We start from the raw sequence: 12,453 nt of genomic DNA, 5'->3' as shown, positions 1-12,453 counted from the left end.
CGTTCCCGTGGGAGTGCACCGTGCGCAACCTGATTACCGACTACCTGGGCGTCCATGCCCAGGCCATGCCGTTGCGCGAACAGCGGATGAAGCTGATCGCCAGCAACCTCGGCAATGCCGACACTCCCGGCTACAAGGCCCAGGACCTGGACTTCGACGCCGCCCTGCGCCATGCCCAGGGGCAGGATGCCAATGGCCTGATGGCCACCACCCATGAGCAGCACTACGAAATCAGTAGTGGCCTGAACCCGTTCCAGATCGCGCGCGAAGGCGTGCAGCCCAGCCTGGACGGCAACACCGTCGATCCCGATGCCGAGCGTGCGGCCTATGGCCGCGCCGCGCTCGAGTACCGCGCTTCGCTCAGCTTCGTCGAGAGCAAGGTGCGTTCCATGTTGACCGCGATCACGGGGCAATAAGCCATGAGCAACCTGCCGATCTTCGATATCGCCGGCTCCGCGCTGCAGGCGCAGTCGGTGCGCATGAGCACCATCGCCTCCAACCTCTCCAACGCCGATACCGTCGCCGGTTCCGCCGACGCGGTGTACAAGCCGCTGGAGCCGATCTTCCAGGCCGTCACCAGCAAGAACGATCCGAACATCACCTCGGTGAAGGTGAAGGAGATCACCCAGAGCGATGCGGCGCCGATCAAGCGCTATGAGCCGGGCCACCCGCTGGCCGATGGCGATGGCTACATCTACCAGCCCGACGTCGACCCGGTGGCGCAGATGGTCAACCTGATCTCGACCTCGCGCAACTACCAGGCCGGCGTGGAGATGCTGACCACCGCCAAGGAACTGGCCCTGGCCACCCTGACCATGGGCCGCTGAGGCCCGCAGTACCGGATACCGCCATGACCACCGCCGTCAACAACCAGACCAACCAGGACGTCTACACCGCACTCGGTCTGAACGCCCCGAACAGCAACGCCACCAAGAAGAAGAACACGCTGGACCAGGCCGATTTCCTGCGCCTGATGACCGAACAGCTGCAGCACCAGGATCCGCTGAAGCCGATGGACAACACGCAGATGGTCGCGCAGATGGCGCAGATGTCCACCGTGCAGGGCATCACCGATCTGAACAAGACGGTGAAGGGCTTCCAGGAATCGATGGCCAGCGACCAGGTGCTGCGTGGTGCGGCGCTGGTCGGCCACCAGGTGCTGGTGCCGTCGGAAAAGCTGGTGCTGGAAAAGGAAGGCAACGTTGAAGGCACGGTGGCCGCGCCCTCGGCCGGCGTCATCACCGTCGACATCACCGATGCCACCGGCGCCAAGGTCACCTCGCTGAGCGTGGAAGCCAAGGCCGCCGGCGAGACTGCGTTCCAGTGGGACGGCAAGGATGCCAACGGCAAGCGCATGGAGCCGGGCAAGTATTCCATCGTTGCCAACCACGTCGATACCGCCGGCAAGAGCACCAAGCTGTCCACCTATGTGCAGGCGCCGGTGGAAAGCGTGACCGTCGGATCCGACGGCCTGTACCTGAACCTCAAGGGCCTGGGCACGGCCCCGATCGACTACGTGCTCCGCGTCAGCTGAGCCGCACATCCCGCATCAACCAGGAGCATCCCATGGGCTTCAATGTCTCGCTGTCCGGCATCAATGCCGCCAACACCGACCTGAGCGTCACCGCCAACAACGTCGCCAACGTCAACACCACCGGCTTCAAGCAGTCGCGCGCCGAGTTCGCCGATCTGTTCGCCTCCACCAGCTACGGCCTGTCGAAGAACCAGACCGGCTCGGGCGTGCGCGTCTCCAACGTCGCCCAGCAGTTCATCCAGGGCCACAACGAGCAGACCGGGCGCAGCCTGGACATGGCCATTTCCGGTGAGGGCTTCTTCACCATGAACATGAACGGTTCGCGTGTGTACTCGCGTGCCGGCAACTTCCAGACCGATTCGGCCGGCTACGTGGTCAATCCGCAGGGCGCGCGCCTGCAGGTGTTCGCGCCGAATGCCGATGGCACCAACTTCGACGCCGGCCGCCTGGTCGACCTGCAGTTGCTGACCACCGACAGCCCGCCGAAGCAGACCAGCGAAGTGAAGGTGGGCTTCACCCTGCCGGCCAACGCCAAGCAGCCGACCGTGGCCACGTTCGACCCGACCGACTCCAACAGCTACAACCACTCCAGCGGCGGCATCACCGTGTACGACTCGCTGGGCGTGAGCCACATCCAGGTCTCGTACTTCGTGAAGGGCGCCAACCCCAACGAATGGACCGTGCACAACTATGTCGATGGCCAGCCCGCTGGCACCCCGACCGTGGTCACCTTCGACAACAGCGGCAAGCTGACCGCCCCGGCCAACGGCAAGGTTGGCCTCGGCACCTTCACCCCGACCACGGGCGCTGGCCAGCTGAACATGACGCTGGACATCAGCGGTTCGACCCAGTACGGCGAGAAGTTCGCCCTGCGCAACACCCAGCAGGACGGCTATGCCGCCGGCAAGCTCAACGAGATCACTGTGTCCGAGTCGGGCGTGGTCTATGCGCGCTACTCCAACGGCGACGACAAGCCGCTGGGCCAGGTCGCACTGACCACCTTCAACAACACCCAGGGACTGGAATCGAAGGGCAACAACCTGTGGGTGGAGACCTTCGAGTCAGGCACGCCGCGCACCGGCATGCCGGACACCTCCAATCTCGGCAAGATCCAGGCCGGCTCGCTGGAAGCGTCCACCGTCGATCTCACCGAGCAGCTGGTCAACATGATCACCGCGCAGCGCAACTTCCAGGCCAACGCGCAGATGATCACGACGCAGGACCAGATCACCCAGACCGTCATCAACATCCGTTGATGAGCTGCTGACCCTGTCACGGAACTCCCCGCATGGATAAAGCCCTTTACGTGGCGATGACCGGTGCCCGCGCCTCCCTGCAGGCGCAGGGAACGCTCAGCCACAACCTCGCCAACTCGGACACTCCTGGCTTCAAGGAAGCGCTGGCCAACACCGAAGCCTTCCCGATCAAGGGTCCGGGCTTTGCCTCGCGGGTGGATGCGCTGCACGTCGACGCCGGCTTCAACCGCCGGCCCGGCGCGCAGCACATCACCGGCAAACCGCTGGACCTTGCACTGCAGAGCGGCACCTGGCTGGCGGTGCAGGCGAGCGATGGCAGCGAAGCGTATACGCGTGGCGCAGCCCTGTCGGTGACGCCGAACAGCCAGCTGGTGACCTCCAGCGGCCGTCCGGTACTGGATGACAACAACAACCCGATCGCCATTCCGCCCTACCAGGCCATGGAGATCGGTGCCGACGGCACGATCTCGATCATCCCGCAGGGCGAAGGCCCGCAGACGATGGCGCAGATCGGCCGGATCAAGGTGGTGCAGGCGCCGGACGAGCGCCTTGAGCGTGGCCTGGATGGCCTGTTCCGCAACACCGACCCGCGCCAGCCGTTCGCCCCGGCACAGGGCACGGCCGTGCACAGCGGCCAGCTGGAAGGCAGCAACGTGGACGCCGCTGGCGCGCTGGTGCAGATGATCCAGCTGCAGCGCCAGTACGAAATGCAGGTTCAGGTGATCAAGCACGGCGACGACAACGCGCGCAGCGCCAACAGCATGCTGCGCCTCGGCAGCTGACGGAATTCCGGCGCCGCCTGACAGCGGCGCTGGCACACCGCTTGCACACCCGCATACAAGGGCCGCACCACGCGGCCGGCTTCACCAGACAGGACACCGAAGATGAACCAGGCATTGTGGATCGCGAAAACCGGACTGGATGCGCAGCAGATGCGCATGTCGGTGGTTTCCAACAACCTCGCCAACACCAACACCACCGGCTTCAAGCAGGACCGTGCCAGCTTCGAAGACCTGCTGTACCAGCAGGTGCGCCAGCCCGGCGGCTCCTCCTCGGCACAGACGCAGCTGCCAACCGGCCTGCAGCTGGGTACCGGCGTGCGCGTGGTCGCCACCGCCAAGAATTTTGAACAGGGTGGCCAGCAGCAGACCGGCCGCGCCCTCGACGTGATGGTCAATGGCCGCGGCTTCTTCGAGGTTCAGATGCCTGATGGCAGCTCGGCCTACACCCGTGATGGCTCGTTCAAGATCAACCAGGACAGCGAGCTGGTCACCAACAGCGGCTACCCGGTGCAGCCAGGCATCCAGATTCCCGAAGGCGCGCAGTCGGTAACCATCGGTACCGACGGCACCATCAGCGTGAAGATGGCCGACGGCGCCGCCTCGGTGGAAGTCGGCGCGCTGACCCTGACCGACTTCGTCAATCCGGCCGGCCTGCAGGCCCGTGGCGAGAATCTGTTCCTCGAGACCACGGCCTCCGGCCCGGCACAGAACGGCAACCCCGGCCTCAACGGCCTCGGCACCGTGGTGCAGGGCGCGCTGGAAGGCAGCAACGTCAACGTGGTGGAAGAGCTGGTGTCGATGATCGAAACCCAGCGCGCCTACGAAATGAACGCCAAGGCGATTTCCACCACCGATTCGATGCTCGGCTACCTCAACAACAAGCTCTGACCGGCCAACCCGGGAAACCGCCATGTCGCCCATTTCCAACTTCGCCCGCACTGCCCTCGCCTGCACCGTGGCTGCCCTGCTCGGTGGCTGCGTGATCGCGGGCGATGTGCGCCCCTATCCGGCAATGGCACCGATCCAGCCGATCATGCCACCGCAGGCCGAACCGACCGCCGGCGCGATCTACGCGGCCGGCCCGACCCTGCAGTTGTATTCGGACCGTCGCGCGCGCGATGTCGGCGACCTGCTGACCATCACCCTGCTGGAAAACACCACCGCGCAGACCAGTGCCAACACTGCCACCAACAAGGAATCGAACCTGAGCCTGGGCACGCCGTCCATCCTCGGTGCGCCGGTCACCCTGGGCGGCAAGGACATCCTCAGTGCGACGGCCAAGGGCGCGCGTGACTTCACCGGCAAGGGCAACAGCGCGCAGAGCAACCGCCTGCAGGGCAGCGTCACGGTCACGGTGATCCAGCGCCTGCCCAACGGCAACCTGGTGGTACAGGGGCAGAAGAACCTGCGCCTGAACCAGGGTGATGAACTGGTGCAGGTGCAGGGCATCGTGCGCCCGGGCGACATCAGCCAGGACAACACCATTCCGTCCAGCCGCGTGGCCGAAGCCCGCATCGTCTACGGCGGCCGCGGCCCGGTCGCGCAGTCCAACGCGATGGGCTGGCTGAGCCGCTTCTTCAACTCCGGCCTGACGCCGTTCTGAGTATGGCCATGAAACTCTTCTCCTCTTCTTCCTGGCAGCGCCGCGTGGCGTCGTTCGTCGCGCTGATGCTGCTGGTCGTGGCAGCCCCGGCCAGCGCCGAGCGCATCAAGGACCTGGCCCAGGTCGGAGGCGTGCGTGGCAATGCGCTGGTGGGTTATGGCCTGGTGGTCGGCCTGGACGGCAGCGGCGACCGCACCAGCCAGGCACCCTTCACCGTGCAGAGCCTGAAGAACCTGCTCGGCGAGCTGGGCGTGAATGTTCCGCCGAACGTCAATCCGCAGCTGAAGAACGTGGCCGCCGTGGCGATCCACGCCGAACTGCCGCCGTTCGCCAAGCCGGGCCAGCCGATCGACATCACCGTGTCCTCGATCGGCAACGCGGTCTCGCTGCGTGGCGGTTCGCTGTTGATGGCCCCGCTGCGCGGCGCCGATGGCCAGATCTATGCCATCGCCCAGGGCAACCTGATCGTGGGCGGCTTTGGTGCACAGGGCAAGGATGGTTCCCGTGTCTCGGTGAACGTGCCCAGCGTCGGCCGCATTCCCAACGGTGCGACCGTGGAGCGTGCGCTGCCCGATCCGCTGGCCAACGGCGGCGAGATCACCCTGAACCTGCACAACAATGACTTCACCACGGTCTCGCGCATGGTCGCTGCGCTCAACAATGCGTTCGGCGACGGTGCGGCGCGTGCGGTCGACGGCGTGACCGTGGCGGTTACCGCGCCGACCGATCCGGGCGCACGCATCGGCCTGCTGGCGCGCATCGAGAACCTGGAACTGACCCCGGGCAGCGCTCCGGCCAAGGTGGTGGTCAATTCGCGTACCGGCACCGTGGTCATCGGCCAGCAGGTGCGCGTGGGACCCGCCGCGATCTCGCACGGTTCGCTGACCGTGACCATCCAGGAAAACACCAACGTCAGCCAGCCCAATGCGCTGTCCGGCGGCCGCACCGTGGCCAGCCCGCAGTCGACCATCACCGCCACCAACGACGGCAGCCGCATGTTCAAGTTCAGCGGCGGCACCACCCTGGACGAGATCGTGCACGCGGTGAATGCCGTGGGCGCAGCACCAGGCGATCTCATCGCGATCCTGGAAGCCCTGAAGCAGGCCGGCGCATTGAGTGCCGAGCTCGAGGTGATCTGATATGCGCATCAATCCCGCATTCGATCTGCACCCGGCACAACAGAACGATCCGGCCAGGATCGACAAGGTCGCGCGCCAGCTGGAAGGCCAGTTCGCGCAGATGCTGGTCAAGAGCATGCGTGACGCCAGCTTCGGCGACTCGCTGTTCCCCGGCGAAAACAAGATGTTCCGCGAGATGTACGACCAGAAGATTGCCGAGGCGATGACCCGCGGCAAGGGCCTTGGCCTGTCCGGCATGATCAGCCGGCAGCTGTCCGGCCAGGCCGTCGATGGCCCGGCGCTGGATACCCGCGTGGACCCGGCCAAGGCCAGCCGTGCCTATCAGCTCAATGCACCGGCCAAGCCGGCACCGTCGCTGCCGCTGGAAGACGGTAGCCAGGCCGTGCGTTTGCTGCAGCAGATGGCCGCCGGCGCGCAGTCCGGCGCACACGCGGCGGTTGCACCGATGGAACAGGCGCTGGACCTGATCGCCGGGCGCGAAAGCAGCAGCATGCACCGCTCGCTGGGTACCGAGGATCCGTACATCGGTGGCCTGCAAGGCGAGGACTGGGCTGCCAACAGCGACCAGTGGTCGGCCACCGCCAGCAACCGCGGCACGGCCATCAGCCCGGCCGATGCGATGGCGACCCGCACCGCCGTCGCCCAGCTGGGCGAACACACCCCGGAAGGCTTCGTCGCCAGCATCTGGCAGCACGCGCAGCGTGCGGCCAAGGAACTGGGCGTGGATGCCCGCGCCCTGGTCGCCCAGGCGGCGCTGGAAACCGGCTGGGGCAAGCGCCACATCAAGCATGCTGACGGCAGCACCTCGCACAACCTGTTCGGCATCAAGGCCAATGGCTGGAACGGCCAGCGCGCCGTGGCCGGCACCCACGAGTACGTCGATGGCGTGCGCCGCAACGAAACCGCCAGCTTCCGTGCCTACAGTTCGCCGGCCGAGAGCTTTGCCGACTACGTGCGCCTGCTGAAGACCAGCCCGCGCTACCAGCAGGCCCTGCAGGCCGGCACCGACGTGCAGGGCTTCGCCCGTGGCCTGCAGCGCGCCGGCTATGCCACCGACCCGCGCTACGCGGCCAAGATCGCCGCGATCGCCGGCGGACCGACCATCGAGCGCGCCGTCAGCGCCGTGGCCGATGCCGGCTCGCGCCTTGGCCAGACCTTCGCCAGCACCGCAACCGCGGCGCTGGGTATCACCCGTCGTTGAGGAACCCCATGTCCAGCGTACTTTCCACCGGTACCGGTGCCCTGCTCGCCTTCCAGCGTGCGTTGGCGACCACCAGCCACAACGTGGCCAACCTCAATACCCCCGGCTACAGCCGGCAGAAGGTCAACTTCGCCACGGCTGATCCCCAGAACTACGGCTACGGCACGGTCGGCAACGGCACCCGCATCACCGACATCCGCCGTACCGCCGACCAGCTGGCGATCTCGCGCCTGCTCGACAGCAGCGGCGAGCTGGCGCGCCTGAAGCAGCTCTCCGGCATGGCCGACCGGGTCAATTCGCTGTTCTCCGACGCGGCAACCAACGTGTCCGGCGTCTGGTCGAAGTTCTTCGATTCGGTCAGCGGCCTGTCCTCCAATGCCGCCGGCACCGCCGACCGCCAGAACATGCTGGATGGTGGCAAGGCGCTGGCCAACCGCTTCGTGCAGCTCAACACGCACCTGAACAACCTCAACAGCGAGGTCAACAACGGCCTGCTGGCCGGCGCCACCGAGGTCAACCGGCTGGCGCAGGAGATCGCGCAGATCAACGGTGCGATCGGCACCAACATCGCTACCGCCGCACCGGACCTGCTCGACCGCCGCGACCAGCTGATCACCCAGCTGATCGGCTACACCGGTGGCACCGCAGTGATCCAGGACGGCGGCATCATGAATGTCTATACCGCTGGCGGAAACGCGCTGGTGGTGGGCACCACGGCGACCAAGGTCACCACCGTGGCCGACCCGTACCAGCCGGAGCGGCTGCAGCTGGCGCTGGAAACGCAGGGCAACACCATCCGGCTCGACCCGAAGGCGGTCGGTGGCCAGATCGGCGGCCTGCTGGAATTCCGCGACACCGTGCTGACGCCTGCCCAGGCCGAACTGGGCAAGCTGGCGGTAGGCCTGGCCGAGAGCTTCAACCAGGTGCATCACCAGGGCGTGGACCTGTATGGCCAGCTGGGGGGTGACTTCTTCAACATCGGCAACCCGCGCGTCACCGCCAACAATGCCAACACCGGCACCGCCAGCCTCAGCGCCAGTTACGGCGACCTCGGCAAGCTGGACGCGCAGAACGTGGTGCTGCAGTTCGATGGCACCAACTGGAAGGCCAGTCGTGCCGACACCGGTGCCAACGTTCCGCTGACCGGCACCGGTACGGCCGCCGATCCACTGGTGATCAACGGCGTCAAGCTGGTGGTCGGCGGTACTCCGGCGGCCAACGACCGCTTCCTGCTGCAGCCGACCGCAGGCGTGGCTGGCAGCATGGAAGTGGCGATCACCGATCCGTCGCGCATCGCCGCTGCTGCGGCAGTGAAGGGCGCGGCGGCGACGTCCAACACCGGCACCGGCAAGCTGAGCGGTGTCACCGTCAGCGATTCGACCAACGCCAACCTGCGCAATCCGGCCGCGATCGTGTTCACCTCGGCCACCACCTACACCATTGATGGGGGGCCGCCGCAGATCTACACCCCCGGCCAGACCATCAGTGCCAATGGCTGGAGCTTCGTGCTGGACGGTGCGCCGAAGGTTGGCGACACCTTCAACATCACCCCGACTCCGGCGGGCTCGTCGGACAACAGCAACGCCTCCAGGCTGTCCAAGGTGGAGAGCGCCAAGGCATTCAACAGCGGCACGGTCACCCTCAACGGCGCCCTGGGGGGCCTGACCACCCAGGTCGGTGCAGCCGCCCGCTCGGCCGAGTATTCGCTGGAAGCGCAGCTGGTGATCAATGACAAGGCGCAGGAAGCACGCGATGAAGTATCCGGCGTCAACCTGGACGAGGAGGCGGCCGACATGCTGCGCCTGCAACAGGCCTACCAGGCAGCCTCGCAGCTGATCTCCACCGCCGACAGCATGTTCCAGACCATCCTGGGAGCCGTCCGTCGATGAGCAGCCGTATCTCCACCAGCATGATGTTCAACCAGTCCGTGTCGCTGATGATGGCCAAGCAGGCCAAGCTCAGCCACCTGGAGCAGCAGATCGCCACCGGCAGCAAGATCGTCAGCGCCAAGGACGATCCGGTTGCCGCTGGTGCGGCGGTCGGGCTTGACCGCAGCCTGGCCGCACTGGACCGGATGAAACTGAATGCCGGCAACGTGCAGAACCGACTGGGCGTACAGGAAAACACCCTGGCCCAGGTCAACGACCTGATGGCGCGCGTCAACGACCTGACCATCCAGGCCAGCAATCCGGCACTGGGCGCCGCCGACAAGAAAACGCTGATCACCGAACTGAACCAGATCCGCGAGGGCCTGCTGTCGCTGGCCAACGCCGACGACGGCACCGGCCGCTACGTGTTCGGCGGCACCAACGATGGCGATCCGCCGTTCGCCAAGATCAATGGCAAGGTGGTCTACCGTGGCGACCAGACCCAGCGCCAGATTGAAGTCGGCCCCGACACCTATGTGCGGGATGCCCTGCCCGGCAGCGAAATCTTCATGCGCATTCCTACCGGCGACGGCTTCGTCGATGGTGTTGCCGCAGCCAGCAATACCGGCAATGGCGTGCTGACCAACATCACCCGCGATGGCAGCGACAGCTGGAACGGCCAGTCCTTCAGCATCCGATTCACCGCCGCCGACCAGTACCAGGTACTGGACGGTGCTGGCAACGTGACCGGCACCGGCACGTTCAAGGCCGGTGACAACGTGGAAGTCAACGGTGTCCGCCTGCAGATTACCGGCGGACCCGCTGCCGGTGACAGCTTCAACGTGAAGCCGGCAACCAGTCGCGACATCTTCGACACCATGGACAAGCTGATTGCCGCGCTGGATGCCGACACCGGCACCACCGCCAGGATGAGCGCGCAGCAGAACGAACTGCAGAGCGCCCTGCGCGATGTGGCCCGTGCGTCGGAACGGATGATCGATTCGCGTGCGGCCGGCGGTGCGCAGCTGAAGGCACTGGACAATGCCGCCGACATGCGCGAAGCCAACAGCGTGACCCTGAAGACCACGCTGTCGCAGATGCGCGACCTGGACTACGCCGATGCACTGAGCCAGTACCAGTTGCAGAGCACCGCGCTGCAGGCGGCACAGACGATCTTCTCGCAGATGCAGTCGATGTCGTTGTTCAACAAGATCCGCTGACGCATCTCCTGCGTCACCCCTGAAAGGCCGCGATGCCCTGCATCGCGGCCTTTTTCGTTTCTGCTTGCCCGTTCCGTCGCGCTCGCCGGGCGTGGCCCGGCGCTACCGGAAACGTGCTGCACGCATTTTCCGTGATTGCCCATCAAGCCCGGCCCTGCCCCGCCGATACCTTCATCAGCGCTGGTTGGGCATGCCCAACCGCCCTTTCCGGGGTCGCCTTCACGCCCAGCCAGGGCTGGAAAACCCGGGAAAAACAGCCTCCGGCACCGGATTTCAGCATCGACGGAATTCACGGCTAAAGGTTGTTGACAAAGCGCCGTTATTCATTTGGCAACAGCGAAGCACACAGCCACACAAAAAAACAGGCGGCGCTTCGTTTCATTCACCAACGGGTTCCATATAAGAGGAGACGACCCCATGGCACAGGTAATCAACACCAATACGATGTCGCTCAACGCTCAGCGCAACCTGAGCACCAGCGGCAGCTCGCTCGCTACCACCATCCAGCGCCTCTCGTCCGGCCTGCGCATCAACAGCGCGAAGGACGACGCGGCCGGCCTGGCCATCAGCGAGCGCTTCACCACCCAGATCCGCGGTCTGGACGTGGCCATCCGCAACGCCAACGACGGTATCTCGCTGGCCCAGGTCGCCGAGGGTTCGCTGAGCGAGGTCGGCAACAACCTGCAGCGCATCCGTGAACTGGCCGTGCAGTCCTCCAACGCCACCAACTCGGCCAGCGACCGCAAGGCCCTGCAGGCTGAAGTGACCCAGCTGGTCTCGGAAGTCGACCGCGTGGCCAAGCAGGCTGACTTCAACGGCACCAAGCTGCTGGACGGCTCCTTCACCAGCCAGCTGTTCCAGGTCGGCGCCAACGCCGGCCAGGCCATCGCCATCAACAGCGTGGTCAACGCCAAGGCCGATTCGTTGGGCGCGGCAACCTTCGCCAACGGCTACACCGGCACCAGCCTGGCCGCCGCCGACAAGGCCACCGCCGACACCACCTACTCCGGCCTGCAGATCTCGGTGACCCCGCCGGGCGGCACCGCCACCACGGTCACCATCAACGACTTCACCGTGAAGGCGGGCGAATCGATCACTTCGGCCACCTCTGCCGCGATCAACAACAAGCTGGGCGAAACCGGCGTCATGGCCTCGGTCAATGCCGGTGTGATCAGCCTGGCCTCGGTCAAGGACGGCCAGACCTTCACCCTGGGCGTCAGTGCCGCAACCCCGCCGGCCGGCGCCACCGCCGCGACCATCGCCGGCCTGGGCCTGACCGAAACCAGCACCAACGGCGGTCTGCTGACCGGCGCCACGGCCAACTTCGTCAAGGACCTGAACGTCACCACCGCCGAAGGTGCGCAGAAGGCGCTGTCGATCGTCGACAAGGCCCTCGAGTCGGTCAACAGCGTGCGCGCCGACCTCGGCGCGATCCAGAACCGTTTCACCTCGGTGGTGGCCAACCTGCAGACCTCCTCGGAGAACCTGTCCGCATCGCGCAGCCGCATCCGCGATACCGACTTCGCCAAGGAAACCGCCGAACTGACCCGCACCCAGATCCTGCAGCAGGCCGGTACGGCCATGCTGGCCCAAGCCAACCAGGTACCGCAGAACGTGCTCAGCCTGTTGCAGCGCTGACATGAGCCGCCCCCGGGGCACGTCGGGGGCGTCTAACCCAACTCACGTGCAACCGCTCAAGGACCTCTCCTCATGGCACAAGTCATCAACACCAATACGATGTCGTTGAATGCTCAGCGTAACCTGAGCACCAGCGGCAGCTCGCTGGCCACCACCATCCAGCGCCTGTCCTCCGGTTCGCGCATCAACAGCGCCAAGGACGACGCCGCCGG

13 protein-coding genes are annotated in these 12,453 nt (G+C 65.8%); all 13 read left to right on the top strand.

The genetic code is table 11. From position 1 onward, the window contains the following. Window positions 1-20: 20 nt before the first annotated feature. Window positions 21-416 (top strand): flagellar basal body rod protein FlgB, encoded by a 396-nt coding sequence (flgB, locus tag AC5P60_RS04105; RefSeq protein WP_005409576.1) that lies wholly within the window; start codon window positions 21-23, stop codon window positions 414-416. Between the two features lie 3 nt (window positions 417-419). Continuing rightward, entirely contained in the window at window positions 420-827 is a 408-nt protein-coding gene (gene flgC / locus AC5P60_RS04100) for a flagellar basal body rod protein FlgC (protein WP_005409575.1), read from the top strand. Window positions 828-850: 23 nt separating this feature from the next. Beyond that, window positions 851-1,534, top strand: a complete 684-nt coding sequence (locus AC5P60_RS04095) for a flagellar hook assembly protein FlgD (RefSeq protein ID WP_483692715.1) — start codon at window positions 851-853, stop codon at window positions 1,532-1,534. A gap of 32 nt (window positions 1,535-1,566) precedes the next feature. Beyond that, window positions 1,567-2,790, top strand: coding sequence for a flagellar hook protein FlgE (gene flgE, locus AC5P60_RS04090; RefSeq protein WP_483692716.1), 1,224 nt, complete (start codon window positions 1,567-1,569; stop codon window positions 2,788-2,790). Window positions 2,791-2,822: 32 nt separating this feature from the next. Continuing rightward, window positions 2,823-3,572: a flagellar basal body rod protein FlgF gene (locus AC5P60_RS04085; protein WP_495201681.1), complete on the top strand. Its 750-nt coding sequence runs from the start codon at window positions 2,823-2,825 to the stop codon at window positions 3,570-3,572. 102 nt (window positions 3,573-3,674) lie between these two features. Beyond that, window positions 3,675-4,460 (top strand): flagellar basal-body rod protein FlgG, encoded by a 786-nt coding sequence (flgG, locus tag AC5P60_RS04080; protein WP_005409571.1) that lies wholly within the window; start codon window positions 3,675-3,677, stop codon window positions 4,458-4,460. 22 nt (window positions 4,461-4,482) lie between these two features. After that, the gene (gene flgH, locus AC5P60_RS04075) at window positions 4,483-5,175 is read left to right on the top strand and encodes a flagellar basal body L-ring protein FlgH (RefSeq protein WP_005409570.1); all 693 of its coding nucleotides are present in this window, start codon (window positions 4,483-4,485) and stop codon (window positions 5,173-5,175) included. A 2-nt stretch (window positions 5,176-5,177) separates the two neighbouring features. Continuing rightward, on the top strand, window positions 5,178-6,314 hold the full coding sequence (locus AC5P60_RS04070) for a flagellar basal body P-ring protein FlgI (RefSeq protein ID WP_483692718.1): 1,137 nt from the start codon (window positions 5,178-5,180) through the stop codon (window positions 6,312-6,314). 1 nt (window position 6,315) lies between these two features. Then, complete coding sequence (flgJ, locus tag AC5P60_RS04065; RefSeq protein ID WP_111172861.1) at window positions 6,316-7,515, top strand: flagellar assembly peptidoglycan hydrolase FlgJ; 1,200 nt, start codon at window positions 6,316-6,318, stop codon at window positions 7,513-7,515. Window positions 7,516-7,523: 8 nt separating this feature from the next. Beyond that, the gene (gene flgK / locus AC5P60_RS04060) at window positions 7,524-9,404 is read left to right on the top strand and encodes a flagellar hook-associated protein FlgK (protein ID WP_483692719.1); all 1,881 of its coding nucleotides are present in this window, start codon (window positions 7,524-7,526) and stop codon (window positions 9,402-9,404) included. Continuing rightward, entirely contained in the window at window positions 9,401-10,603 is a 1,203-nt protein-coding gene (gene flgL, locus AC5P60_RS04055) for a flagellar hook-associated protein FlgL (protein ID WP_483692720.1), read from the top strand. Before flgK ends, flgL begins: the two co-directional genes overlap by 4 nt. Before the next feature lie 417 nt (window positions 10,604-11,020). Beyond that, complete coding sequence (locus AC5P60_RS04050; RefSeq protein WP_005413267.1) at window positions 11,021-12,241, top strand: flagellin; 1,221 nt, start codon at window positions 11,021-11,023, stop codon at window positions 12,239-12,241. Between the two features lie 72 nt (window positions 12,242-12,313). Beyond that, window positions 12,314-12,453: flagellin N-terminal helical domain-containing protein (locus AC5P60_RS04045; protein WP_482995120.1), on the top strand; the 140-nt coding region annotated here is incomplete at its 3' end.

Source organism: Stenotrophomonas sp. YJH_SMC_120 (genome assembly GCF_059368675.1).
This window is presented reverse-complemented; position numbering and strand designations above follow the sequence as displayed.